The organism is Tatumella sp. JGM91 (assembly GCF_018257575.1).
GTDB lineage: Bacteria > Pseudomonadota > Gammaproteobacteria > Enterobacterales > Enterobacteriaceae > Tatumella > Tatumella punctata.
In genome coordinates this window covers 35,389-60,314 of record NZ_JAERJP010000021.1, presented here as the reverse complement: position 1 = coordinate 60,314, position 24,926 = coordinate 35,389, and the positions used below count along the sequence as shown (strand labels likewise).

The 24,926-nt window shown below is 54.4% G+C and carries 22 protein-coding genes, 1 other RNA gene and 1 pseudogene; 20 read left to right on the top strand and 4 right to left on the bottom strand.

The genetic code is table 11. From position 1 onward, the window contains the following. The 7 genes and pseudogenes from JK198_RS13835 to JK198_RS13805 all read left to right on the top strand — a co-directional run. Nucleotides 1-702: transketolase C-terminal domain-containing protein (locus tag JK198_RS13835; RefSeq protein WP_283092731.1), on the top strand; the 702-nt coding region annotated here is incomplete at its 5' end. A gap of 313 nt (nucleotides 703-1,015) precedes the next feature. Continuing rightward, the gene (gene epd, locus JK198_RS13830; protein ID WP_212709712.1) at nucleotides 1,016-2,035 is read left to right on the top strand and encodes an erythrose-4-phosphate dehydrogenase; all 1,020 of its coding nucleotides are present in this window, start codon (nucleotides 1,016-1,018) and stop codon (nucleotides 2,033-2,035) included. A gap of 50 nt (nucleotides 2,036-2,085) precedes the next feature. Next, nucleotides 2,086-3,249 carry a phosphoglycerate kinase gene (gene pgk / locus JK198_RS13825; protein ID WP_212709711.1) on the top strand — a complete coding sequence of 388 codons (1,164 nt, stop codon included), beginning with the start codon at nucleotides 2,086-2,088 and terminating at the stop codon, nucleotides 3,247-3,249. A gap of 86 nt (nucleotides 3,250-3,335) precedes the next feature. Beyond that, nucleotides 3,336-4,415 carry a class II fructose-bisphosphate aldolase gene (gene fbaA, locus JK198_RS13820; RefSeq protein ID WP_212709710.1) on the top strand — a complete coding sequence of 360 codons (1,080 nt, stop codon included), beginning with the start codon at nucleotides 3,336-3,338 and terminating at the stop codon, nucleotides 4,413-4,415. Nucleotides 4,416-4,746: 331 nt separating this feature from the next. Further along, on the top strand, nucleotides 4,747-5,616 hold the full coding sequence (gene mscS / locus JK198_RS13815) for a small-conductance mechanosensitive channel MscS (RefSeq protein WP_212709157.1): 870 nt from the start codon (nucleotides 4,747-4,749) through the stop codon (nucleotides 5,614-5,616). Between the two features lie 152 nt (nucleotides 5,617-5,768). Beyond that, a complete protein-coding gene (locus JK198_RS13810) occupies nucleotides 5,769-6,398 on the top strand; it encodes a LysE family transporter (protein WP_212709156.1) in 630 nt (209 codons plus the stop codon). A gap of 94 nt (nucleotides 6,399-6,492) precedes the next feature. Next, nucleotides 6,493-7,213, top strand: a pseudogene (locus JK198_RS13805) (oxidative stress defense protein). A 27-nt stretch (nucleotides 7,214-7,240) separates the two neighbouring features. Here JK198_RS13805 and JK198_RS13800 read toward each other — a convergent pair. After that, nucleotides 7,241-8,146 (bottom strand): LysR family transcriptional regulator ArgP, encoded by a 906-nt coding sequence (locus tag JK198_RS13800; RefSeq protein ID WP_212709154.1) that lies wholly within the window; start codon nucleotides 8,144-8,146, stop codon nucleotides 7,241-7,243. A gap of 191 nt (nucleotides 8,147-8,337) precedes the next feature. On the opposite strand from JK198_RS13800, the gene rpiA reads away from it, so the two are divergent. Next, a complete protein-coding gene (gene rpiA, locus JK198_RS13795; RefSeq protein ID WP_212710750.1) occupies nucleotides 8,338-9,003 on the top strand; it encodes a ribose-5-phosphate isomerase RpiA in 666 nt (221 codons plus the stop codon). Nucleotides 9,004-9,240: 237 nt separating this feature from the next. After that, nucleotides 9,241-10,479, top strand: coding sequence for a phosphoglycerate dehydrogenase (gene serA / locus JK198_RS13790; protein ID WP_212710751.1), 1,239 nt, complete (start codon nucleotides 9,241-9,243; stop codon nucleotides 10,477-10,479). Nucleotides 10,480-10,535: 56 nt separating this feature from the next. Here serA and JK198_RS13785 read toward each other — a convergent pair whose 3' ends face one another. From JK198_RS13785 to zapA, 3 genes are all read right to left on the bottom strand, one after another. Further along, a complete protein-coding gene (locus JK198_RS13785; protein WP_212710752.1) occupies nucleotides 10,536-11,132 on the bottom strand; it encodes a 5-formyltetrahydrofolate cyclo-ligase in 597 nt (198 codons plus the stop codon). A 260-nt stretch (nucleotides 11,133-11,392) separates the two neighbouring features. Beyond that, a non-coding RNA gene (ssrS, locus tag JK198_RS13780) (6S RNA) lies at nucleotides 11,393-11,577 on the bottom strand. A 39-nt stretch (nucleotides 11,578-11,616) separates the two neighbouring features. After that, nucleotides 11,617-11,946: a cell division protein ZapA gene (zapA, locus tag JK198_RS13775; RefSeq protein WP_212709150.1), complete on the bottom strand. Its 330-nt coding sequence runs from the start codon at nucleotides 11,944-11,946 to the stop codon at nucleotides 11,617-11,619. Nucleotides 11,947-12,109: 163 nt separating this feature from the next. On the opposite strand from zapA, the gene JK198_RS13770 reads away from it, so the two are divergent. The 11 genes from JK198_RS13770 (at nucleotide 12,110) to gcvP (ending at nucleotide 24,824) form a co-directional block, all read left to right on the top strand. Then, complete coding sequence (locus JK198_RS13770; RefSeq protein ID WP_212710753.1) at nucleotides 12,110-12,688, top strand: YecA family protein; 579 nt, start codon at nucleotides 12,110-12,112, stop codon at nucleotides 12,686-12,688. 43 nt (nucleotides 12,689-12,731) lie between these two features. After that, nucleotides 12,732-14,063, top strand: coding sequence for a Xaa-Pro aminopeptidase (gene pepP / locus JK198_RS13765; protein ID WP_212710754.1), 1,332 nt, complete (start codon nucleotides 12,732-12,734; stop codon nucleotides 14,061-14,063). 15 nt (nucleotides 14,064-14,078) lie between these two features. Further along, the gene (gene ubiH / locus JK198_RS13760; RefSeq protein WP_212710755.1) at nucleotides 14,079-15,257 is read left to right on the top strand and encodes a 2-octaprenyl-6-methoxyphenyl hydroxylase; all 1,179 of its coding nucleotides are present in this window, start codon (nucleotides 14,079-14,081) and stop codon (nucleotides 15,255-15,257) included. Between the two features lie 13 nt (nucleotides 15,258-15,270). Beyond that, nucleotides 15,271-16,479 (top strand): FAD-dependent 2-octaprenylphenol hydroxylase, encoded by a 1,209-nt coding sequence (gene ubiI / locus JK198_RS13755; protein ID WP_212710756.1) that lies wholly within the window; start codon nucleotides 15,271-15,273, stop codon nucleotides 16,477-16,479. Nucleotides 16,480-16,778: 299 nt separating this feature from the next. After that, complete coding sequence (gene pncA, locus JK198_RS13750) at nucleotides 16,779-17,435, top strand: bifunctional nicotinamidase/pyrazinamidase (protein ID WP_212709145.1); 657 nt, start codon at nucleotides 16,779-16,781, stop codon at nucleotides 17,433-17,435. A gap of 30 nt (nucleotides 17,436-17,465) precedes the next feature. Then, nucleotides 17,466-18,263 (top strand): ABC transporter ATP-binding protein, encoded by a 798-nt coding sequence (locus JK198_RS13745; RefSeq protein WP_249213334.1) that lies wholly within the window; start codon nucleotides 17,466-17,468, stop codon nucleotides 18,261-18,263. Then, nucleotides 18,256-19,047 carry an ABC transporter permease gene (locus JK198_RS13740; protein WP_212709144.1) on the top strand — a complete coding sequence of 264 codons (792 nt, stop codon included), beginning with the start codon at nucleotides 18,256-18,258 and terminating at the stop codon, nucleotides 19,045-19,047. The genes JK198_RS13745 and JK198_RS13740 overlap by 8 nt, the downstream gene beginning before the upstream one ends. A gap of 49 nt (nucleotides 19,048-19,096) precedes the next feature. Further along, nucleotides 19,097-20,074: an ABC transporter substrate-binding protein gene (locus JK198_RS13735; protein WP_212709143.1), complete on the top strand. Its 978-nt coding sequence runs from the start codon at nucleotides 19,097-19,099 to the stop codon at nucleotides 20,072-20,074. A gap of 311 nt (nucleotides 20,075-20,385) precedes the next feature. Continuing rightward, nucleotides 20,386-21,480, top strand: a complete 1,095-nt coding sequence (gene gcvT, locus JK198_RS13730) for a glycine cleavage system aminomethyltransferase GcvT (protein ID WP_212710757.1) — start codon at nucleotides 20,386-20,388, stop codon at nucleotides 21,478-21,480. A 24-nt stretch (nucleotides 21,481-21,504) separates the two neighbouring features. Beyond that, nucleotides 21,505-21,885 (top strand): glycine cleavage system protein GcvH, encoded by a 381-nt coding sequence (gene gcvH / locus JK198_RS13725; RefSeq protein WP_212709141.1) that lies wholly within the window; start codon nucleotides 21,505-21,507, stop codon nucleotides 21,883-21,885. A gap of 104 nt (nucleotides 21,886-21,989) precedes the next feature. Further along, a complete protein-coding gene (gcvP, locus tag JK198_RS13720; protein ID WP_212710758.1) occupies nucleotides 21,990-24,824 on the top strand; it encodes an aminomethyl-transferring glycine dehydrogenase in 2,835 nt (944 codons plus the stop codon). The last annotated feature ends 102 nt before the right edge of the window (nucleotides 24,825-24,926 follow it).

Here is a 24,926-nt window from a genome sequence, read left to right as displayed (position 1 = left end):
ACTGCAACTTTCCTGATGTTTGTCGAATATGCGCGTAATGCCGCACGTATGGCCGCACTGATGAAAATCCGTCAGATCCTGGTCTATACCCATGACTCTATTGGTCTGGGTGAAGACGGCCCGACCCATCAGCCGGTGGAACAGATTGCCAGCCTGCGTACCACCCCGAATATGAGTACCTGGCGTCCGTGTGACCAGGTGGAGTCTGCGGTGGCCTGGAAATATGCTATCGAGCGTCAGGACGGACCTACGGCTCTGATTTTCTCCCGTCAGAACCTGACCCAGCAGCCGCGCAGCGCAGAGCAGCTGGCAAACGTGGCCCGTGGCGGTTATATCCTGAAAGACTGTGACGGTCAGCCGGAACTGATCCTGATTGCCACCGGTTCAGAAGTCTCCCTGGCCGTGGCCGCGGCAGACAAACTGAGTGCCGATGGCCGTAAAGTGCGGGTGGTTTCTATGCCGTCCACCGATGCGTTTGATAAGCAGGATGCCGCTTACCGCGAGTCAGTACTGCCGGCGGCAGTCAGCGCCCGTGTGGCCGTGGAAGCGGGTATTGCGGACTACTGGTATAAATATACCGGGCTGAACGGTGCGATTGTCGGTATGACCAGCTTCGGCGAATCCGCCCCGGCAGAGCAGTTATTTGCTGAGTTCGGTTTTACGGTTGACAATGTGGTGGCTAAAGCCAGCGCCCTGCTGTAAACGGTAGTCTGACGATCGGTTAAATATCACAGCATGGCAGCGTTCTGTCATGCTGTTTTTTTTTAGCTACACTAAAGGCTGGCTGTGCTTTTTATGCACAATCGGTGGCTAAAAATGTGAAGCTGATCTAATTATTAGAATTGCAGTTGATCTCAGTCATTCCCGTGCCGCATGCCATGAACTATTCTCAGCTGAAGCGTTTCAGTTGAGCGATTGCAACGGCGAATGAACCGACAATGCAGTGGTAGTTAAACTGACAGCAGTGACGTGAATCACGGTTAACGTCACGGCAGGTAAGGGTAATCCGGGTAAAATGACCATCAGAATTGCGATAAATGGTTTTGGGCGTATTGGCCGTGGCGTATTACGGGCCTTGTATGAAACTGGCAGACATACGGATATTTCCGTGGTGGCGATTAATGAACTGGCCGACAGCCAGGGTATCGCCCATTTACTGAAGTATGACACCAGCCATGGTCGTTTTGCCTATGAGGTACGGCTGGAAGATGAAGTACTGAAAGTAGGCCGTGACAGCATTCGCTTACTGCACCAGCCACAGATTTCAGGGCTGCCGTGGCGTGAACTGGATATTGATATTGTGCTGGACTGTACCGGTAAATATGGCAGCCGGGCCGACGGTGAAGCGCATCTGGCGGCCGGGGCAAAAAAAGTGCTGTTTTCTCATCCGGGAGGCAACGATCTGGACGCAACCGTGGTTTACGGTGTCAACCATCAGCAGTTGAAAGCCGAAGACCGGATTGTCTCTAATGCTTCCTGTACCACAAATTGTATTATCCCGGTGATTAAATTACTGGATGATGCTTTCAGTATCGTATCGGGTACGGTAACCACTATTCATTCATCGATGCACGACCAGCAGGTGCTGGATGCGTATCATGACGACTTACGCCGTACCCGTGCGGCCAGTCAGTCGATTATTCCGGTCGATACCCGGCTGGCGGCCGGGATCACAAGGATACTGCCGAAGTTTGCCGATCGCTTTGAAGCCATCGCGGTACGGGTACCGGTAATCAATGTGACGGCCATCGATCTGAGTGTTACGCTGGAAACACCGGTGACAGCAGCACGGGTTAACGAAGTGTTGCACAACGCTGCGCAGGGGATATTTCGTGGTATAGTCGATTACACGGAATTACCGTTAGTGTCGGTTGATTTTAACCATGATCCCCACAGTGCTATTGTCGATGGCACCCAGACGCGGGTCAGTGGTAAGCACCTGGTGAAAACCCTGGTATGGTGCGATAACGAATGGGGCTTTGCTAACCGGATGCTGGATACTACGTTAGCAATGTCTGCAGGTAATTTCAGGTAAGGCGTGATAGCGCCTGGCAAAACTTATGAGAGTTAACGAGAGGATTCACCATGTCTGTGATTAAAATGACCGATCTGGATCTTGCGGGTAAACGTGTACTGATTCGTGCCGATCTTAATGTGCCGGTAAAAGACGGGAAAGTAACGTCTGATGCCCGTATTCGTGCATCATTGCCAACGATTGAATCTGCCCTGAAACAGGGGGCTAAAGTCATGGTTACCTCTCACCTGGGACGTCCGACCGAAGGTGAATACAACGAAGAATTCTCCCTGCTGCCTGTGGTTAACTACCTGAAAGATAAACTGGGCGACACCAGCGTAAAACTGGCTAAAGATTATCTGGACGGGGTTGAAGTTCAGCCTGGTGAACTGGTCGTTCTGGAGAACGTCCGTTTTAACAAAGGTGAGAAAAAAGACGACGAAACCCTGTCGAAAAAATATGCCGAACTCTGTGATGTGTTTGTGATGGATGCTTTTGGTACGGCACACCGTGCCCAGGCCTCGACCCACGGGGTGGGTAAATTTGCCCCTATCGCCTGTGCCGGCCCGTTACTGTCTGCAGAGCTGGAAGCGCTGGGTAAAGCAATGAGTAATCCGGCCCGGCCGATGGTTGCAGTGGTCGGTGGTTCAAAAGTCTCGACCAAATTTGATGTATTACAATCACTGGTTAACATTGCCGACACGGTGATTGTCGGTGGCGGTATTGCGAATACATTTGTGGCTATCGACAACAAAGTGGGTAAATCACTGTACGAGCCTGAGTTTGTCGATGCAGCGAAAAAACTGCGCGACCAGTACGGTATCCCGGTACCGACCGATTCCCGTGTAGGGACTGAGTTCTCTGAAACGGCTCCGGCCACGGTTAAGCGCGTCAGCGAGATTAAAGATAACGAAGAAATTATGGACTTCGGTGACGAAACTGCCCTGGCGATGGCTAAAATTCTTAAAGAAGCCAAAACCATCCTGTGGAATGGTCCGGTCGGCGTGTTCGAATTCCCTAATTTCCGTAAAGGAACTGAAATTGTTGCCAACGCTATCGCTGACAGCGATGCATTCTCTGTGGCAGGCGGCGGTGATACCCTGGCGGCAATCGACCTGTTCGGTCTTGAAGATAAAATTTCTTATATTTCCACCGGCGGTGGTGCTTTCCTTGAGTTTGTCGAAGGCAAAAAACTTCCGGCGGTTGCGATGCTGGAAGAGCGCGCAAAACAGTAATTCAGCAGCAGATGTGGCCGTCAGGCCACATCGATTTTTCCCGATTGACGGGCTTCCGTATACGGCCAACGAAACAGGACAATGTTATGTCTAAAATTTTTGATTTCGTAAAACCCGGTGTAGTTACTGGTGAAGATGTTCAGAAAATCTTTAAAGTTGCCAAAGAAAACCACTTTGCTCTGCCTGCGGTAAACTGTGTGGGCAGTGACTCAATTAACGCGGTACTTGAAGCCGCAGCGAAAGTAAAAGCCCCGGTCATTATTCAGTTCTCTAACGGTGGTGCTGCTTTTATCGCCGGTAAAGGCTATAAAACTGACAAACCGCAGGGCGCATCTATTATGGGTGCGATTGCCGGTGCCCATCATGTGCATCTGATGGCTGAAGCTTATGGTGTGCCAGTGATCCTGCATACTGACCATTGCGCGAAAAAACTGCTGCCGTGGATCGACGGCCTGCTGGATGCCGGTGAAGCGCACTTTGCCAAAACCGGTAAACCTCTGTTCTCTTCCCATATGATTGACCTGTCAGAGCAGTCACTGGAAGAAAACATTGAAATCAGCAGTAAATACCTGGCCCGTATGGCTAAAATGGGTATGACGCTGGAAATTGAACTGGGTTGTACCGGCGGTGAAGAAGATGGTGTCGATAACTCACATCTGGATAACTCGGCTCTGTATACCCAGCCGGAAGATGTCGACTATGCTTACCAGAAGCTGAGCGCAATCAGCCCGAATTTCACTATCGCAGCCTCTTTCGGTAACGTGCACGGTGTTTATAAACCAGGTAACGTTCAGCTGACACCAAAAATCCTGCGTAATTCTCAGGACTATGTCAGCGAAAAACATGGTCTGCCGCACAATGCACTGAACTTTGTCTTCCATGGTGGTTCAGGTTCGACCCCGGAAGAAATCAAAGAGTCTATCGGTTACGGTGTCATTAAAATGAACATCGATACTGATACCCAGTGGGCTAACTGGCACGGTATTCTTGAGTTCTACAAAAAGAACGAAGGTTACCTGCAGTCGCAGTTGGGTAACCCGGAAGGTGCCGATAAGCCGAACAAAAAATACTATGATCCGCGTGTCTGGTTACGTGCCGCCCAGAGTTCAATGGTGGAACGCGTAGAGCAGGCATTCAGAGAGCTGAACGCTATCGATCGCCTGTAAATCGAGACTGTTATCGGAAAGCCCGCCGCCCGGCGGGCTTTTTTATTTCTGTCATCCGCGCGGCAGCAGGGGCTCACCTTATCCCGGGGCCAACGGGGCGGACTGTATTGCTGTACTTCCGCCGCCTGCCTCCGGCCGGTAAAACCGCGGATTATCAGCCTGGCGGCCACGGCCGTCGGACCGGTAATATCAGGTAACAGTGTCTTAAAAATCACCGTTCAGCGGTTACCGGATTTGGCATTCAGCCATTTATTGTTTACCCTTTGCGCTGAGCAGCTGGTAAATCAGCTACCCTTGATTCACTCAGGAATTTTTATTACAGGATTATTTGATGCAAGACATAAACGTCGTAGATAGCATTCATAATGCCGGCAGCTGGCTGGCACGTAACCAGGAACTGTTGCTGGGTTATGTCGTCAATATTGCGGCTGCCATTGCCATCCTCTTTTTTGGTTTTCTGGTTGCCCGCGTGGTATCAAACGCCCTGAACAAAGTTCTGCTGGCCCGCAGTATCGATCAGACGGTGGCCGACTTTCTGGCGGTACTGGTACGTTACGGTGTTATCGCCTTTACCTTAATCGCCGCCCTTAGCCGTGTCGGTGTACAGACCGCCTCGGTAATCGCTGTACTGGGTGCCGTTGGTCTGGCGGTGGGCCTGTCATTACAAGGTTCTCTGTCGAACCTTGCGGCAGGTGTATTGCTGGTTACCCTGCGTCCGTTCCGTGTCGGTGAATACGTGGACATCAACGGCGCTGCCGGTACCGTACTGAGTGTACAAATCTTCTCTACGACCCTGAAAAGCAGTGACGGGAAGATTATTGTGGTGCCGAACGGCAGCATTATTTCCGGCAAAATTATCAACTACAGCCGTGAGCCAATGAGCCGCAGCCAGTTTATTATCGGTGTCTCTTATGATGCAGATATCGACGAAGTGTTTTCGGTACTGCGCAAAGTGGTGGAAGCTGAGCCGCGTGTAATTCAGGATAAACCGATTGTGGTTGCCCTGAACGAAATGGGGGCGTCAACGCTGAATATCGTTGTTCGTTGCTGGACCACCTATAACGATCAGACCCAGACTTACTGGGATCTGATGGCCGGTTTCAAACGGGCACTGGATGCAAATAATATTGGTATCCCTTACCCGCAAATGGATGTACATATCGTGAATAATTCTGCGCCGGCTATCGACGGCAAACAGTAATTATGATGATGGCCTGCCGCCAGTTTTCTGGCGGACAGGCCCGCCAACTCCCCCCGGATTATTATTTTTTCTAATTATCGATAAGTTCTTTCCATTTCCTTTTCTGCCCGGAAATCGCCAGACTCTGCCTATTCATTAATCGGAGTTTGTCTATGTTATTCTATTTACAGGGAATTACCCTCGGGCTGGCACTTATTCTGCCACTGGGCCCGCAGAATACCTTAATCCTTAATCAGGGAATTTTACGCCGTTATGCACTGATGGCTGCCAGCTTCTGTATCCTCAGTGATGTGCTGCTTATCTGTGCCGGTATTTTTGGTGGCAGTACAATTCTGCAGCAATCGCCGCTGGCATTGCAGTGTATTACCTGGGCAGGCTGTGCTTTCCTGCTGTGGTATGCCGCCGGTACACTTCGTCAGGTGTGGCGGCCTGTGGCTGAAAGCGCCGGACAGCCCCCGCTGGCACAGCAACGCGTTAAAATACTCTTAACCTTAATTGCCGTCACCTGGCTGAATCCCCATGTCTATCTGGATACCTTTGTAGTGCTCGGGAGCCTGGGCAGTCAGGTTCCGGCCCCGTCACGTATCTGGTTTGCGCTGGGGGCAGTGACGGCATCGGTCGTCTGGTTTTATGCTCTGGCATTACTGGCCAGCGGATTGTCACCGTTACTGAAGCGTGGCCGCCCCCGGCAGGTGATTAATTTGCTGGTGGCCGGGATGATGTTTTATCTGGCACTCCGCCTGGCTGCCGAAGGTTTGCTAATGCTGCGGGCAGACAGATAACAGCAGTGCCGCAGAACTTTCCGTATTCCCGTGACTCCAATCAGTTATCACTGCCTGTATTCACGGGCTGACATCCACAGACAGGAGCCGTATTGTGAAATTACAGTCGCTGGTTATCCCGGCTATCATCCCTGCCGGTTATTGCGGCCGAATCGCCCGATTCACCCCATATTGCGGTGACCGGTCAGGCGCTGGTAAAGGTCAAACCTGATATGGCTACCCTCAGTATTGATGTCCGGGTGACCGACAAACAGGCCGCACAGGCGAAAAAACAGGCCGACCAGCGGGTGGCGCTCTATTTCGATTTTCTGAAGAAAAACGGTATTGATAGTAAGGACATTGATGCCGCCAATATCTCCACCCGCGCGCAATATGATTACAGCAAACAGGGAACAGCACAGTTGACCGGTTACCAGGCAGAACGTCAGGTAAGCGTAACGGTGCGTCATATAGACAGGCTGAATACGCTGCTGGAAGGGGCCCTGAATTCAGGGTTAGATGAAATCCGTGCTGTCACCCCGGCAGTCAGCGACGCGGCACGTTATCAGCAGCAGGCACGGGATGAGGCGATAAAAGATGCTATCAGTCAGGCACAGGCGGTAGCCAAAGGTTTTAATGCACAACTGGGACCGGTCTGGAGTATCCGCTATCATGCTCAGCAACCTCAGCCACAGCCGGTAATGCGCTTCTACGGACTGGCAAAAGCCAGTGCAGAGACTAGCCCGGAAGAAACCTATCAGCAGCAGAGTGTCAGTTTTGATGACCAGCTAAGTGTCGTCTTCGAACTGAAACCGCAGCAGCCTGCGGTTCCCTGACTGAGCCTCTCCGGTGGCCGGGGCTGCTCAGTCAGCAAATTCGCCCTGGCGTAGTACGCCATGGCCGTGTTCCAGTAATGCATCCGTCACCCGGCGCATTAAACGGCTTTCCGGAGCGAAACGGTGCCAGTACAGCATCCGCCGCTGGAACAGGCCGGGGGTTAAATCCACCAGTTCACCGCGCGCCAGCTCGCCGCCGATCTGTAAATGCGGGATCATACAGCACACCGAGCCCTGCCTGGCCAGCTGAACAAAAGCCTCTGATGAATTGACAATATGGCAGGGCACACTGCCGGGAGGCAGGTCGAAATATTGCTGCAAAAACGCCTGATGCATATCATCCAGATGATCAAAGGCCACCGCCGGTGCTTTTAACAGGGCCGGGCGGGTAACCCCGTTCGGGAAATAGCGTCTGGCAAATTCAGGTGAAGCAACAAACAGATAATCCAGTGCCCCCAGTTGGTCAACCAGGCAACTCGGCAGTGCCTGTGGCTGGATACTGACAGCACCGACCACCTCGCCGCGCCGCAAACGTTCCTGGGTACGGCTTTCATCTTCCACCTGTAAATTCAGCCGGACCGGTGAATCGGCCAGTACGTCTTTCAGTGCCGGCAGCAACCAGGTCGCCAGGCTGTCGGCGTTAACCGCAATCGACAGTAGTAACGGAGTACTGCTGCCGCTTTCGTCTGCCAGCCATTGTTCCTCCAGCATTTCTACCTGATGCAGCAGGGCCAGTAATTTCTGGCCTTGTTCTGTCGGACGGGGCGGGACAGTTCTGACCAGCAGCGGCTGACCAAACAGGTTTTCCAGCTGTTTAATGCGCTGTGACACCGCCGACTGGGTAATGCAAAGCTTTTGTGCGGCACGCTCGAAGCCCCGTTCGCGGATAACGGCATCCAGTGCCTGAAGTGTTCGGTAATCGGGGCGTTTCATGGTTATTTTGCTCTCTGCTGCAGGGAAAATGCACCCTGTATTATTATGTTTGCCATGGTCAGTCAGCCGTAATGCCTGAAAAATCAGCCAGCTGGTCTGCAAAGCACGAAATCTGTCAGTAACACTAATTATTTTCCTGTAGCTTGTTTTATACTACGTTAACCAACAGAGCGTACAGGGTTAAACATATCATGAGCCAGGATGAACTAAAAAAAGCGGTAGGCTGGGCAGCGTTGAAATATGTGCGGCCGGGCAGCATTGTCGGTGTTGGCACCGGCAGTACGGCAGCCCATTTTATTGATGCATTGGCCACCATTAAACATGACATCGAAGGTACGGTTTCCAGCTCAGAAGCATCGACCAAAAAACTACTGGCTTATGGTATCCCGGTACTGGATCTGAATACGGTTGACCAGTTATCGATCTACGTTGACGGAGCCGACGAAATTAACCCGCAGATGCAGATGATCAAGGGCGGCGGTGCAGCCCTGACCCGTGAAAAGATCATAGCGGCAGTGGCGGATAAATTTATCTGTATTGCTGACAGCTCCAAACAGGTGGATGTACTGGGGCACTTTCCGCTGCCCGTCGAAGTGATCCCGATGGCCAGATCCTATGTCGCACGGCAGCTGGTGAAACTGGGCGGGTTACCAGAGTACCGGCCAAATGTGGTCACCGATAATGGCAATATTATTCTCGACGTTCACAACCTGAGTATTGTCAATCCGCGTGAACTGGAGATTAAGATCAACGCCCTGGCGGGGGTGGTGACCACCGGCCTGTTTGCTGCCAGAGGTGCCGATGTGGCGCTGATTGGTACCGACGCCGGAGTGATCACCCTGAATAAAGACGACTGAACGTCGTCTTTTTTTGTTGCTGCTTTTCAGTGATTTATATCACATTTCTGTTATTACCAGATTAAATATGCTTTCTGACAGCCAGAACAGAGACCGTTGTTACTCTGATCTGCTGCCTGTTGCGGGCAGACAATAAACCGGCGCAATCGTTTTCTGTTGCCCGCAGCGTAATATTTGTTATTTTGACAGAAGAAATTCTTATATTCGTATCAACATCATTAACCATAAGGTCGGGCAATGGCAAAGGTATCACTCGAGAAAGACAAAATTAAGTTCCTGCTGGTGGAAGGTGTCCATCAGACAGCACTGGATAATTTACGGGCAGCCGGTTATACCAATATCGAATTTCATAAGGGCGCACTGGACACGGAATCCCTGAAAAATTCGATTCGTGACGCGCACTTTATCGGGATCCGTTCGCGTTCACAGCTCACTGAAGAAGTGTTCGCGGCTGCCGAGAAGCTGATTGCCGTGGGATGTTTCTGTATCGGAACTAACCAGGTTGATTTGGATGCTGCCGCTAAACGGGGTATTCCGGTCTTTAATGCACCGTTCTCTAACACCCGTTCGGTTGCTGAACTGGTGATCGGTGAATTGCTGTTATTACTGCGCGGTATTCCGGAAGCCAATGCCAAAGCCCACCGGGGTATCTGGAACAAAAATGCCAAAGGTTCCTTTGAAGCGCGCGGTAAAAAGCTGGGGATCGTCGGTTACGGTCATATCGGTATGCAATTGGGCGTGCTGGCCGAAAGCCTCGGGATGAATGTGTTCTTCTATGACGTGGAAGATAAACTGCCATTAGGTAACGCCACCCAGGTGAAGAAACTGCATGACTTACTGAATATGAGCGATGTGGTCAGCCTGCATGTGCCTGAAACGCCGGCAACTCAGAATATGATTGCGGCAGCTGAACTGGCGGCGATGAAAAAAGGTGGCCTGCTAATCAACGCCTCACGGGGAACGGTGATCGATATTCCGGCCTTATGTGATGCGCTGGCCAGCAAGCATGTTGGCGGGGCAGCGATTGATGTCTATCCTGTTGAACCGGCCACCAACAGCGATCCTTTTGTGTCACCATTATGTGAATTCGACAACGTTATCCTGACTCCGCATATCGGTGGCTCTACAGAAGAAGCTCAGGAAAATATCGGTGTCGAAGTTTCCGGTAAACTGATCAAATATTCTGATAACGGATCAACACTGTCAGCGGTTAACTTCCCGGAAGTGTCACTGCCGGCCCACGCGGCCAGCGCCAGCCGTTTGCTGCATATCCATGAAAACCGGCCTGGTGTACTGACAGCCATCAACCAGATTTTTGCCGAACAGGGTATCAATATTGTCGGGCAGTATCTGCAAACCACCCCGTATATGGGATATGTGGTGATTGATATTGACGCGCCGCAGGATGTGGCCGACAAAGCACTCGAATTAATGAAAAACATTCAGGGTACTCTGCGTGCCCGCCTGCTGTACTGATCCGCTAAATCCGGGGGACGTTTAGCCCCCCGGAATCCTGCTTTTTCCGCCCTTAATCACGACCATTGCCAGATATTGTCCGGGGTTATCAGCGCCGGTAGTGGGATATCCCAGTGTTCCGCCGGCAGAGCGGTAACCTGCTGGCAGCTGTGAGCAATCCCCACCGGTAAACAGCCATGCTGTTGCCAGCGCTGCAGCGTCCGGTCATAAAAACCACCTCCCATCCCCAGCCGCTGTCCTGTCGCATCAAAGGCGACCAGCGGAACCAGCATCACGTCCAGCTGATCGAGGGTCGCCAGCTGGCGGATATCTAAAGGGGGCTCATCAATTCCCAGCCGGTTCTTTAGCAGCGGGGTCTCCGGCAGGTAGCGGAGAAATAACAGCTGTCCGGCAGAAAAAGGGTGCAGTACCGGCAGATAAACCTGTTGTCCCTGCTGCCAGAGCTGCCTGATTAATGGCCTGGTATCCAGTTCACCATCAAATGACAGAAACAGGGCAACTTTCTGCGCCTGTTGTATCGGCGGGAAAGCCATTGCCCGGCGGGCAGCCGCCTGTGCAGCCTGTTGCTGCTGTTCGCTGCTCAGGGCCTGACGTAAACGGCGAATTTCGGCACGGATCTGTTGCCGTGCAGCAACCGGGGAAAAAGAACTCACGTGACTGTCCGTAGTAATTATGGAAACGTTAATCCAGCACAGGGCTGGCGGTGGGAAATAACCATGACAGTGCAGCGGTTATCTGTAAACAGACTACTACAGATTAGAAATAACCGGCAATAAAATAACCGGCAATAAAATATAACCGGATAAATAACAGGGGATAATACCGGACAGATAAAATACTGCCGATTAATTAAGCAGGAAAAAAACAATGCCGGAACAGGTGAAAAAAACTGTGTCGCATTGTGTTAAAAGGGGAGATCTCCGGGATGCCGCTGCAGGCTGTAACCCTTGAACCCTTGGTTCAAGGTGAACATGTCGTCATTATCATCAGGCTTCCCGGACGGACCGGGCATGCTCACAGTTAATGAGGCGCCACATTCTGTTTGGTATGAAATATCGGCTCAGGGGACTGGCCCGCTCGCAAACATCCCAGAGAAAATTTACTTCATGAATAGTCTAGCACAGGATTCATAAAGTGTTATTCGAATTTCGGTCCCTGATGGTCGGTAATCCGGCCCTGCTCGACTAGTGCCTGTTCAATAGTCTGCTGCAGCATGCGAATACGTTGTTCCATATTCGACGCGTAATCACGGGTTTTATTTTTTTCCTGTGCTAACTCATGACAGATGTTTAGCGCAGCAATAAATACTAATTGCTCAGTATTGTTCACCCGGGTGCGGACCTTCAGGTCCTGTAAGCGCTGGTCAAGGTCAGTTGCTGCCGCAGTGAGTGCTTCCTGCTGTTCCGGCGGACAGTTAACTCTTAACGAACGACCAAATATTTGTATATCTACTGGTTGCGCAGACATGCCACCTTCCTGACTGATTACATTACCCGCATCCGATGCTTTATCGGGGAACGGGGGCCACTATATAGACCTGAATTATAACTTACAACCCCTTTTCTGGAATCCTTCAGGCTGCTAGTGGTAGCATACCATGAACTTAACTTTCCAACATTGATGAATAACTATGTCCTTACAGAACGCACTATCTTCTTTCGACGCCTTATCTGCGACATTATCGTCACAGGGCGTAGGTATGACCGCCGCAGAAATGCACGGTTTAATCAGCGGCATTATCTGTGGTGGCAATCAGGATCACAGCTGGAAAACGCTGGTTCATGACCTGGCGAACGACGGCATGGCCTTCTCACAGCCCCTGTCGCAGCCGTTACAGCAGTTACATGACTCGGTTCAGCAAACCCTCGAAGATGACGGCTTTATGTTCCGCCTGTTAATGCCGGATGACAGCAATTCCACTGTTTTTGAACGTGCGGATGCGCTGGCCGGCTGGGTAAATCACTTCCTGCTTGGCCTCGGTGTTACCCAGCCCAAACTGGACAAAGTGACCGGCGAAACGGGCGAAGCCATCGATGATCTGCGTACTATCGCTCAGCTGGGCTACGATGAAGAGGAAGACCAGCAGGAACTGGAGCAGTCACTCGAAGAAGTGGTGGAGTATGTGCGGGTTGCCGCGGTACTGTGCTACGAAACATTTAATCGACCGCAGCCATCTGTGCCTGAAATACAGAAACCCACTTTGCATTAATGAAATCCCGGGCGTAAGCCACGCGGTAACAGGGAGCCTGATTATGATTACTCTGGAAAACTATCAACAGCGTCGCCGTAAACTGCTGGCGACAATGGCACCGGGCAGTGCGGCTTTATTTTTTGCCGCCCCGGAAGTCACCCGCAGTCGTGATACTGAATATCTGTACCGGCAGAACAGTGACTTCTGGTACTTCACCGGATTTAATGAGCCGGACGCTTTGCTGGTACTGATAAAAAGTGATGAAAATCATAGTCACAGTGTTCTGTTTAACCGGGTCCGGGATCTGAGTGCCGAAACCTGGTTTGGCCGCCGTCTCGGTCAGGAGGCTGCCCCGCAGGCTCTGGCGGTGGATAAAGCCCTGCCGTGGGATGAACTGGACCAGCAGTTATACCAGCTGCTGAACGGTCTGGACGTCATCTATCATGCCAGTGGCGAATACCGGTTTGCCGACCGGAAAGTCGCTGAGGCACTGGAAAAATTACGCAACGGCAGTCGGCACAATCTTCAGGCACCCTCTACCGTCACGGACTGGCGGCCGCGGGTACACGAAATGCGACTGTTTAAAGACGCGGAAGAAATTAATATTCTGCGGCAGACCGGCAAAATCTCAGCCCTTGCCCATCAGCGGGCGATGCAAAGCTGCCGTCCGGGAAAATATGAATATCAGCTGGAAGGTGAAATTCACTACGAATTCAGCCGTCATGGCTCGCGGGTACCGGCTTATAACACTATCGTCGGTGGCGGGGCGAATGCCTGTATTCTGCATTACACCGAAAATGAAAGTGAACTGCGTGACGGCGAGCTGGTACTGATTGATGCCGGCTGCGAACTCTACGGCTATGCCGGGGATATTACGCGAACGTTCCCGGTGAATGGCCGTTTCAGCCCGGCGCAGCGACAGATCTATGACATTGTGCTGGCCTCTCTGGAAAAAGCCCTGTCCCTGTACCGGCCGGGCGTCAGCATCCGTCAGGTCAATGACGAAGTTATCCGCATTATGGTCAGCGGCCTGGTGGCGCTGGGCATCATGCAGGGGGAAGTGGAGGTTCTGATCGCGGAGAATGCCCATCGCCAGTTCTATATGCATGGTCTGGGCCACTGGATGGGGCTGGATGTGCATGATGTCGGTGATTACGGTTCTGCTTCCCGCGAACGGTTACTGGAACCCGGCATGGTATTAACCGTTGAACCGGGGCTGTACATTGCGCCGGACGCGGATGTTCCGGCACAATATCGCGGTATTGGTATAAGAATTGAAGACGATATCCTGATTACTGAGCACGGTCATGAAAACCTGACCGATACTGTAGTAAAAAATGCAGACGATATTGAGGCACTGATGGCTGCGGCCAGTCAGTCACATCACCCATAGGCTAAATACTTCGCCATGAGCATAATAATTGCGGGGGGAGGGATGACCGGGGCCACACTGGCGCTGGCAATCTCTCACCTGACGGAAGGGAAACTCCCTGTCACCCTGATTGAAGCCACAGCCCCCGGCGAGCGCGGGCATCCCGGATTTGACGGCCGGGCGATTGCCCTTGCGGCCGGAACCTGTCAGCAACTGGATAATATCGGTGTCTGGTCATCGCTTGCCGATTGTGCGACGCCGATCACCGATATTCATGTCAGTGATCGCGGCCACCCGGGCATGGTGCGGATCAGCCATCGCCAGTATCATCTGCCGGCGTTGGGAAATGTGCTGGAGCTCTATGATGCCGGACTCCGGCTGTTTTCACGGCTGAACAATGCTGCCGGGGTGCGGGTGGTGTGCCCTGCACAGGTCACACAGGTACAGCGTACCGCGCAGCAGGTCACGGTCAGCCTGGACAACGGTGAAACCCTGACCGGCAGCCTGCTGGTGGCTGCGAACGGCTCCGGTTCGTCTCTGGCCGCCGGTTGCGGTATCCGCTGGCAGAAAGAGGACTACCGGCAACTGGCGGTGATCGCTAATGTCACCACCAGCCAACTGCCGGCCGGCCGTGCTTATGAACGTTTCACCCCTTATGGCCCGCTGGCACTGTTGCCGATGTCCGGCCATCGCTTCTCACTGGTGTGGTCGTTACCGGCTGACATGCGGCAGCAAATCAGCCAGTGGACTGCCCGGCAGTTTCTGGAACAACTTCAGCAGGCATTTGGCTGGCGTCAGGGACGTTTTATTCATTGCGGTAAACGTGATTATTATCCGCTGGCCCTGCAACAGGCGGTTGATATCACTCATCACCGGCTGGCGCTGATCGGTAATGCAGCCCAGACACTGCATCCGATTGCCGGACAAGGGTTTAACCTCGGATTACGGGATGTTATGACCCTGGCTGAAACGGTGGCACAGGCGGCGGCAGCCGGAGAAGATACGGGCAGTCACCGGGTACTCAGCCAGTACCGCCAGCGACGTCTGCCGGATCGTCAGAAAACCATTGCCATTACCGACGGACTGGTCAGGCTGTTTTCCTGTGAGGATCTGCCGCTGGTCGTCAGCCGCAACCTGGGGTTAAGCGTCATGGAAAAACTACCGTGGCTGAAAAATCAACTGGCCGGGCGTACCCTGGGCTGGGTAAAACGTTAATGAGAGAGTACTGATGCAGAGCTTTGATGTTGTCATCGCCGGTGGCGGAATGGTCGGACTGGCTGTAGCCTGTGGGTTACAGGGCAGCGGTATGCGGGTCGCGGTACTGGAACAGCATCCGCCGCAGGCCCCGGATTTACAGGCAGCCCCGGCGGTCCGCGTCTCGGCAATTAACCTCGCCAGCGAACGGCTGCTCTGCCATCTCGGGGTCTGGCAGGATATTCTGGCCATGCGGGCCAGTGCCTATCACGGTATGGAAGTCTGGGAGAAAGACAGCTTCGGCCAGATCCGTTTTGACGATCAGCCACAGGGCATCTCCAGCCTCGGCTATATTATCGAAAACCAGGTGATCCACCATGCCCTCTGGCAGCGTGCCAGCCAGTGCAGCGATATACAGCTGATTGCCCCGTCCGCCCTGCAACAGGTTGCCTTCGGCGATAACGAAGCCTTTGTCACCTTGCAGGACGGCAGTATGCTGACCGCCAGGTTGCTGGTTGCCGCTGATGGAGCGCAGTCCGCACTGCGCGAGAAAGCCGATATCCCGCTGGTCTTCCGCGATTATCAGCACCATGCACTGGTGGCGAATATCCGCAGCGTACAGCCCCATCAGTCTGTGGCACGACAGGTATTTTATGGTGACGGCATTCTGGCGTTTCTGCCATTGGCCGATCCGCACCTCAGCTCGATTGTCTGGTCCTGCGATCCGCAACAAGCCAGCCGCCTGCAGGGCATGTCTGAACAGGAATTTAACCAGCAGCTGGCGGTGGCCTTTGATATGAAACTCGGCCTTTGTCAGCTGGAAAGTGACCGTAAAACCTTCCCGCTGGTGGCACGCTATGCCCAGCAGTTTGCTGCTCACCGGCTGGCCCTGGTGGGAGACGCCGCCCATACCATCCATCCGCTGGCCGGACAGGGAGTTAACCTCGGTTTTATGGATGCGGCAGAACTGATCGGCGAAATCCGCCGTCTGCATCAGCAGGGGAAAGATATTGGTCAGCACCTCTATCTGCGCCGCTATGAACGCAACCGTAAACACAGTGCAGCGCTGATGCTGGCCTCAATGCAGGGGTTCCGCGATCTGTTTGCCGGTAATAATCCGGCCCGCAAACTGTTGCGTGACATCGGGCTGAAACTGGCAGACACACTGCCGGGAGTGAAACCGCAACTGCTGAAACAGGCCATGGGGTTACATGATCTGCCGGACTGGCTGCAAGACCGCTGAATAAGCGGGCTGGGTGGGTGGCGGGTGACCGATGGCCGGGGAGAGATCCCCGGCCATTATTGTCTGGTGGCAGGGGTGTTTTGCCGGAAGCACCGCACGCTGGCTGATTGTCCGGCAGTCACGGCATCGCAGAAGGAGAGACACGCCGCGCCACAGGCCACCGAATATAGTGCTTTAAGTCTCTGAAACCGGAACCTATAATCAGACGACTCCCGCCCGGGAGGTCACTGTCTGTCCGCCGTTTGCCGGATCTCCGGCGGCCAGTGACGGCAGTGTATTTGTTATAAGGGGACTCTGTTATGCCGTTATCAGCGACTTCAGCACCCGCAGCCGGTGTGGATCAGCACAGCGCATTGATTATTGTGGATGTTCAGAACTGCTTTGTCACCGGCGGAAGCCTGGCGGTGGACGGCGGCGAAACCATCATCCCGCTGATTAACCGGCTGGCAGCGCGGTTCAGCAACCTGATCCTCACCCAGGACTGGCATCCGGCGCAGCATATTTCGTTCGCCGCACAACATCCCGGCAAACAGCCCGGAGAATTTATCGACACCACTTATGGTCCGCAAATCCTCTGGCCGGTACACGCGGTGCAGGGAACAGAGGATGCGGCCCTGCATCCGGAATTACAGGTCGATCACGCGCAGCTGATTATCCGTAAAGGCTGCCATCCGCATATCGACAGCTACTCGGCCTTTACGGAAGCCGATCGCCAGACCACCACCGGGCTGGCGGCTTACCTCAGGGCCCGGGATATCCGTACTCTGTGGATTGCGGGGCTGGCGACTGATTTTTGTGTGGCTATGACCGCCATTGATGCCAGCCAGGCCGGATTCGACACCCGGGTGATCACCGATGCCTGTAAAGCCATTGATATCCGTGGATCTCTCGACGCAGCCCGGCAGCAGATGCTCGCCCATGGCGTCAGCCTTATCGGCTCTGCTGCGATTGTCTGACAATCCCCCTCTCAGTTACAGGAAAAAACTATGCCGGAACTGACCACTGATCTGCCACCACCCCGGCTGGAAATTAATAATCTGACGGTGCGTTATGGTGATGTCACAGCCTTAAATAATGTCAGCCTGCAGGTCGCTGAAGGAGAGTTTATCTGCATCCTCGGCGCATCGGGCTGCGGGAAAAGCACCTTATTCAATGTCGTCTCCGGACTGCTGCCGGCCAGTGAAGGCCATATCTTGTTGCAGGGAAAGGACGTCACTCATAAGCCCGGCCAGGTTGGCTATATGCTGCAAAAAGACCTGCTGCTGCCGTGGCGTACCGTTCTGGGGAATATCACCCTGTCGGCGGCCCTGACACGGGGTGTTCGTCCCGAAGATCGCCAGCAGGCCCGCCAGCTGGCGACCCGCTACGGACTGGGTGAATTTCTGGACTATTATCCCCACGCCCTCTCGGGGGGGATGCGCCAGCGGGTGGCGATGATGCGTACCCTGGCGGCGGGAAAAGAGCTGATGCTGCTGGATGAGCCTTTTGGCGCACTGGATGCCCAGACCCGGTTCAGTATGCAGGAATGGTTACTGCAAATCTGGCGCGATCTCAGGCGAACTATCCTGTTTGTGACCCATGATGTTGATGAAGCTATCTTTCTGGCGGACCGGATCGTGGTGATGACACCACGACCGGGCCGGATTGCCGAAATTCTGCCGGTCACTCTGCCACGGCCACGGCGACTGGATGATCTGACCGGTGACTCCTTTATACAACTGAAACGACAAATCATGAGCAGGCTGTATCACGACGAGAAAAATAACGGAGGCCGCCATGAATAATGGTCAGCAACGTCCTGTTCGCGCGGTACTGGTGTGGCTGTTATCGCTGGTGATGATCCTGGTATTCTGGCAGCTGGTGGTCTGGGTTTCCGGGCTGCCGGGCTATGTTATTCCTTCCCCCCTGACAGCATTGACTACCCTGCTGGAAAATGGCCAGCGCCTGAAACTGCTGACCCTGCAAACCGTTACCGAAACTGCCATCGGCTATCTGCTGGGTGCCTGTGCCGGGTTTATCCTTGCACTGATGATGGGGCAGATCCGCATCATTCAGCGGCTGGTGATGCCGGCGCTGATTGTCTCCCAGGCGGTACCGATAGTGGCGATTGCTGCACCGCTGGTGATTATTTTTGGTTTTGGTATGTTACCGAAACTGATTATCGTGGCGTGGATCGTCTTCTTCCCGGTACTGGTGAATGTACTTGACGGGCTGGCGGCGATTGACCGGGATATGCTGAATCTTGCCAGACTGATGGGCGGCACACCGCTGCGGGTTTTTCTGCGGGTTAAACTTCCGGCCTGTGTCGGACCGTTATTTTCCGGCCTGAAAATCGGTGCCACCTATGCGGTCACCGGGGCGGTGATCGGTGAATGGACGGCCTCGGCACAACAGGGGCTGGGGACTTACTTACTCAGCGCTAACGCGCGGATGGATACGGCAGGAGTATATGCCGCGATGATCCTGCTGACCGCGATCGGGGTAGGATCTTTCCTGCTGGTCCTCGGGCTGGAAAAAATCGCCACCCCGTGGCGCAGCAGCAACAAAGCCCCCCGTTATTTGCGTTAAGCCCGCTGAAAATTACCGTCACTATGCTGACTGACTGGAGATATACACAGTGAAAAAAACCATAACCGGTAGCGCCATTATCAGTGCATTACTCGCCGGTCTTTCTGCCGGCAGTGTTTATGCTGCTGCACTGACCCCTGTCCGTTTTGTTTATGACTGGTCTGCGGCCGACCATCAGTTGATCCCGCTGGTCGTCGGGCAGCAGAAAGGCTTCTATCAGCAGGCCGGGCTGGATGTCAAAGTGATCTTCCCGCCGGACTCCCAGACAACCGCACGTATGCTGGCCCTCGGTCAGGCCGATGTCGGGCTGAATGCCACCACTGATGTGGTCTTTGCTGCCGACCAGGGGCTGCCGGTGATCGCTGTTGGCCTGTATGCCCAGCATAACAACTGGGGGCTGTTTACCCGTCCCGGGGTACCTCTGTCCCTGCAGGATCTGAAAGGAAAATCCATCGCCATCTTTACCGACTCCTGGAGCCGGGCGATGCTGCCTTTTGTGCTTAAAGCCGCCGGTCTGCAGGAAAGTGATGTCAGATTTATTATTGCTCAGGACAGTGATATTCCTCTGCTGCTGTCCGGCAAAGTGGATATTGCCACAAATACCAATAACTTCCTGGTGCCGGATGTGGAACTGGCGGTCGGAAAATCGCCGGGAGAACTGACCGGCAAAGCCGCCGGGGTGCCGGATGTGCCGGTCTGGGCTTATACGGCGTCGACCCGTTATCTGCAACAGCACGGCGATGTGGCAAAAAAATGGATGCAGGCGACGATTAAAGCCACCGAGTGGGCCGCGGCTCATCCGGATGAGGCTGCGACTATGCTGCATAATGCCTATCCGGACAGTGGTTCAGTGGCACTGATCAGTAAAGCCTGGAAAATTATTTCGCCGGACATGAAAGGTGAGCAGGGCTATATGACGCAGAGTGACAGCAGCTGGCTGCCGATTGCCCGCGCCTTACAGGCAACAGGACAAATCAAAACTGTCCTGCCGGCAGACAAATACTACACCCGTCAGCTACTGGAATAACCGCCGTCCCCGCAGATGCCGGAAGCACAGGGGCCGGAGACGGCCCCTGTGCTTGTGTGCAGGTATCACAGAATAACCAGCATTATTTTATGGTTCTGCCGCGGTTATATCAGTTTTTTCTCTTCAAACCCGCTACTTTTTTCCCGGTCACCCGCGCTCTTCTGACAGTGCACACTGCTGCTTACCATTATTCAGCCTGTGGTTAATTTTATCTTTCGGTGGTAAGTTTTTTAAGCAGGGCAGTATTTGTATGACGGCAGATACCGGCGCGCTCTTCAGGGTAAACCTCTTACTTACGGACAGGATGGGTTATGACTCAGCACACACCTTTGTTTGAACAGCATCAGGCCTGCGGTGCCAGGCTGGTCGACTTCCATGGCTGGATGATGCCACTGCACTACGGCTCGCAGATTGAAGAACACCTGGCGGTACGTCATTCGGCAGGGATGTTTGATGTCTCTCATATGACGATTATTGACCTGAAAGGCCCCCGCAGCCGTGAATTTCTGCGTTATCTGCTGGCTAACGATGTGGCAAAGCTGACCCGCCCCGGCAAAGCCCTGTACAGCGCAATGCTGACCGCCTCCGCGGGCGTGATGGACGACCTGATTGTCTATTACCTGGCCGGTGACCATTTCCGGCTGGTGGTTAACTCGGCGACCCGCGAAAAAGATCTGGCCTGGATCTCCCGGCATGCAGCCCCTTTTGCGGTCAGTGTACAGGCGCGGCCTGATCTGGCGCTGATTGCCGTGCAGGGGCCGCAGGCACAGCAAAAAGTCCGCAGCCTGCTTACCGACAGCCAGCGCAGCGATACCCGGCAAATGGCTGCTTTTTCTGCTGTACAAAGCGGTGATCTGTTTATCGCCACCACCGGTTACACGGGGGAACCGGGTTACGAAATTGCGTTGCCTGCTGAGCAGGCGGCCGGGTTATGGCAGCAATTACTCAGTGCCGGGGTAAAACCGGCAGGGCTGGGGGCCCGTGATACCCTGCGGCTGGAAGCCGGTATGAACCTCTATGGTCAGGAGATGGACGAAAGCATCTCACCTCTGGCAGCCAATATGGGCTGGACCATTGCCTGGCAGCCGGAAGAACGTCAGTTTATCGGCCGTGAAGCACTGCAGGATCAGCGTCAGCACGGCACAGAAAAACTGGTCGGACTGATACTGAAACAGAAAGGCATATTACGCCCGGCGCAGCCGGTATTGTTTACCGACAGTCAGGGGGTGCACCGGCAGGGGATCATTACCAGCGGTTCATTTTCACCGACCCTCGGTTGCAGTATTGCCCTCGCGCGGGTACCCGCATCCATCGGCCATCAGGCGGTGGTGCAAATCCGTCAGCGTGAAGTTCCGGTGATAGTCACTCAGCCGGTGTTTGTCCGTGCCGGTCAGCCGCTGAACTAACATTATTTTCAGGAGAGCATTTTTATGAGCAATATCCCGGCAGAACTAAAATACCGTGCCAGCCACGAATGGCTGCGTTATGCAGACGATGGCAGTGTAACCGTGGGCATCACCGAACACGCCCAGCAATTACTCGGTGATATGGTATTTGTTGACCTGCCAGCAACGGGCGCGCAACTCACCTGCGGGCAGGAGTGTGCGGTTGCTGAATCCGTAAAAGCCGCCTCTGATATTTATGCCCCGCTGGATGGCGAAGTGATTGCCGTTAACCAGGCGCTGGCAGAACACCCGGAGCTGGTGAACAGCGATCCTTACGGGGAAGGCTGGTTATTTAAGCTCACCCCGTCCGGCGGAGAGCAAGGCCTGCTGGATGCGGCCGCCTATCAGGCTTCGGTTGACGAGTAATCGCGGCCATCCCAGGCCCCTGCGCCGCTAAGCGGCGCTGTCCGACGCGGCAGGGCACTCTGTCCTGCCGTTATCTTTCCCGCCAGATTCAGGATGCACAGCATATGACACGGACCTTAAGCCAGCTGGAAAACCACAATGAATTTATCGCCCGCCATATCGGCCCCGATCGCCGGCAACAGCAACAGATGTTGCAGGTGATCGGCGCTGAATCGTTACCGGCGCTGATCGCAGATATTATCCCGCAGGCCATTCGTCTGCCGGAACTGCCCGCCACAGGCCAGGCGGTAACAGAGCAGCAGGCGCTGGCGGAACTGAAAGAGATTGCCGGACAGAACAAAATTTTTAAATCTTGGATTGGTATGGGCTATAGCGCGGTCATCACCCCGCCGGTGATCCAGCGTAATTTACTGGAAAACCCCGGCTGGTACACGGCCTACACGCCTTATCAGCCCGAGGTATCTCAGGGGCGGCTGGAAGCGCTGCTTAACTTCCAGCAACTGACCCTTGACCTGACGGGGATGGAGATTGCCTCGGCCTCGTTACTGGATGAAGCCACCGCCGCTGCCGAAGCGATGGCGATGGCAAAACGGGTCAGTAAACTGAAAACCGCCGGTAAATTTTTTGTCGCTGAAGATGTCCACCCGCAAACCCTTGATGTGCTGCGCACCCGGGCCGGTACTCTCGGTATTGAACTGATTATTGATCTGCCGGAACGTGCCGTCGAACATCCGCAGATCTTCGGGGTATTGCTCCAGTATTGCGGCACCCGCGGTCAGCTGCATGATCACCGTGCGCTGATTGCACAGCTGAAACAGCGCGACGTTATTGTCAGTGTTGCTGCCGAATTTATGGCGCTGGTATTGCTGGCCTCTCCGGGCAGCCAGGGGGCAGACATTGTGTTTGGATCTTCCCAGCGTTTCGGCGTGCCGATGGGGTACGGCGGCCCCTCTGCGGCTTTCTTTGCCTGCCGTGAGGCCTTTAAACGGGCGATGCCCGGCCGGATCATCGGCGTCTCGCGTGATGCCAGCGGTAACACGGCTTTACGTATGGCGATGCAGACCCGTGAGCAGCATATCCGCCGCGAGAAAGCCAACTCGAATATCTGTACATCGCAGGTATTGCTGGCCAATATTGCCGGGATGTATGCCGTATACCACGGGCCGCAGGGGCTGAAACGGATCGCCGGACGTATCCACCGGCTGACACTTTGCCATCATCAGTGGTTTGATACCCTGATGGTCGAAGTCAGCGATAAAGCGGCGGTACTGAAGCGCGCGGCACAGCAACAGGTGAATCTGCGCACCGATCTTCACCGGGCGGTGGGGATCACCCTCGATGAAACCACAACCCGCGATGATCTGCTGACCTTACTGGCAATCCTTGATGGCGGGCCGGCACAGGCTGATATTGAGGCGCTTGACCGTCAGGTTGCCACTGACAGCCAGTCACTGCCACCGGCGCTGTGCCGTAGCGGGACTATTCTCAGCCATCCGGTCTTTAACCGTTATCACAGCGAAACAGAGATGCTGCGCTACCTGCACCGGCTGGAAAAAAAAGACCTTGCCCTTAACCAGGCGATGATTCCGCTTGGCTCCTGTACCATGAAACTGACCGCCACGGCAGAAATGCTGCCGGTCAGCTGGCCGGAATTTACTGCGCTGCACCCGTTCTGCCCCCTGTCACAGGCCGCAGGGTATCAGCAGATGATAGCAATGCTTTCGCGCTGGCTGGTACAGCTGACCGGCTATGATGCTCTGTGTATGCAGCCGAATTCCGGGGCCCAGGGAGAATATGCCGGTTTGCTGGCAATTCGTCGTTACCATGAAAGCCGTCATCAGTCACAGCGCCATATTTGCCTGATCCCTGCATCGGCCCACGGCACCAACCCGGCGTCGGCGCAGATGGCAGGTATGTCGGTGCAGGTGGTGGCCTGTGATCCAAGGGGCAATATTGACCTGCAGGATCTGCGGCACAAAGCGGCGCAGGCGGGGGATCAGCTGTCCTGCATTATGGTGACCTATCCTTCAACCCATGGGGTGTATGAAGCGACGATCAGTGAAGTCTGCCGGGTGGTGCATCAGCACGGCGGGCAGGTCTACCTGGACGGAGCGAATATGAATGCTCAGGTCGGCCTGACGTCACCCGGCATTATCTGGGCGGATGTATCGCACCTCAATCTGCACAAAACGTTCTGTATTCCCCACGGTGGCGGCGGGCCGGGGATGGGGCCTGTCGGGGTAAAAGCCCATCTGGCACCCTTTGTGCCGGGCCACAGTGTAGTGCAGGCCGAAGGGGTATTAACCCGCCAGGGGGCTGTAGCGGCAGCACCTTTTGGCAGTGCGTCTATTCTGCCGGTCAGCTGGATGTATATCCGCATGATGGGGGCCGCAGGGCTGCGGCAGGCCAGTGAAATCGCGATCCTGAATGCCAACTATATTGCCGCCCGGCTGGCAGCGGCTTATCCTGTGCTGTACACGGGGGAACAGGGGTATGTGGCCCATGAATGTATCCTCGATATCCGGCCACTCAAAGAACAGACCGGTATCAGCGAAATGGATATTGCCAAACGACTGATCGACTATGGATTTCATGCGCCAACCATGTCATTTCCGGTCACCGGTACCCTGATGGTGGAACCGACAGAGTCAGAAAGCCTGACGGAACTGGACCGTTTTATTGACGCCATGCTGGCTATCCGCGCTGAAATTGAGCGTGTGGCTGCCGGAGAATGGCCGGCAGATGATAACCCGCTGGGCAATGCGCCCCATACTCAGCAGGAAATCACCGGTGACTGGCAGCACTGTTACTCACGCAGCCTGGCGGTATTCCCTGCCGGCAGCGCAGACAAATACTGGCCTGCCGTAAAACGCCCGGATGATGTTTACGGTGACCGCCATCTGTTCTGTGCCTGTCCTGCCCTCAGTGATTATCAGTAATCGCCGCTGACAGGTGACGCGCCCTGCACCGGTACGGGCAGGGCTGCGGTGACTGACTCAGGCTGACCAGCATAGACGAATCTGTAATCCGTCAGGTAACAA

Excerpts from the sequence above, each read along its gene's own strand:
- epd (WP_212709712.1), top strand. The coding sequence starts at position 1,016 with ATGACCATCAGAATTGCGATAAATGGTTTTGGGCGTATTGGCCGTGGC.
- pgk (WP_212709711.1), top strand. The coding sequence starts at position 2,086 with ATGTCTGTGATTAAAATGACCGATCTGGATCTTGCGGGTAAACGTGTA.
- fbaA (WP_212709710.1), top strand. The coding sequence starts at position 3,336 with ATGTCTAAAATTTTTGATTTCGTAAAACCCGGTGTAGTTACTGGTGAA.
- mscS (WP_212709157.1), top strand. The coding sequence starts at position 4,747 with ATGCAAGACATAAACGTCGTAGATAGCATTCATAATGCCGGCAGCTGG.
- JK198_RS13810 (WP_212709156.1), top strand. The coding sequence starts at position 5,769 with ATGTTATTCTATTTACAGGGAATTACCCTCGGGCTGGCACTTATTCTG.
- JK198_RS13800 (WP_212709154.1), bottom strand. The coding sequence starts at position 8,146 with ATGAAACGCCCCGATTACCGAACACTTCAGGCACTGGATGCCGTTATC.
- rpiA (WP_212710750.1), top strand. The coding sequence starts at position 8,338 with ATGAGCCAGGATGAACTAAAAAAAGCGGTAGGCTGGGCAGCGTTGAAA.
- serA (WP_212710751.1), top strand. The coding sequence starts at position 9,241 with ATGGCAAAGGTATCACTCGAGAAAGACAAAATTAAGTTCCTGCTGGTG.
- zapA (WP_212709150.1), bottom strand. The coding sequence starts at position 11,946 with ATGTCTGCGCAACCAGTAGATATACAAATATTTGGTCGTTCGTTAAGA.
- JK198_RS13770 (WP_212710753.1), top strand. The coding sequence starts at position 12,110 with ATGTCCTTACAGAACGCACTATCTTCTTTCGACGCCTTATCTGCGACA.
- pepP (WP_212710754.1), top strand. The coding sequence starts at position 12,732 with ATGATTACTCTGGAAAACTATCAACAGCGTCGCCGTAAACTGCTGGCG.
- ubiH (WP_212710755.1), top strand. The coding sequence starts at position 14,079 with ATGAGCATAATAATTGCGGGGGGAGGGATGACCGGGGCCACACTGGCG.
- ubiI (WP_212710756.1), top strand. The coding sequence starts at position 15,271 with ATGCAGAGCTTTGATGTTGTCATCGCCGGTGGCGGAATGGTCGGACTG.
- pncA (WP_212709145.1), top strand. The coding sequence starts at position 16,779 with ATGCCGTTATCAGCGACTTCAGCACCCGCAGCCGGTGTGGATCAGCAC.
- JK198_RS13745 (WP_249213334.1), top strand. The coding sequence starts at position 17,466 with ATGCCGGAACTGACCACTGATCTGCCACCACCCCGGCTGGAAATTAAT.
- JK198_RS13740 (WP_212709144.1), top strand. The coding sequence starts at position 18,256 with ATGAATAATGGTCAGCAACGTCCTGTTCGCGCGGTACTGGTGTGGCTG.
- gcvT (WP_212710757.1), top strand. The coding sequence starts at position 20,386 with ATGACTCAGCACACACCTTTGTTTGAACAGCATCAGGCCTGCGGTGCC.
- gcvH (WP_212709141.1), top strand. The coding sequence starts at position 21,505 with ATGAGCAATATCCCGGCAGAACTAAAATACCGTGCCAGCCACGAATGG.
- gcvP (WP_212710758.1), top strand. The coding sequence starts at position 21,990 with ATGACACGGACCTTAAGCCAGCTGGAAAACCACAATGAATTTATCGCC.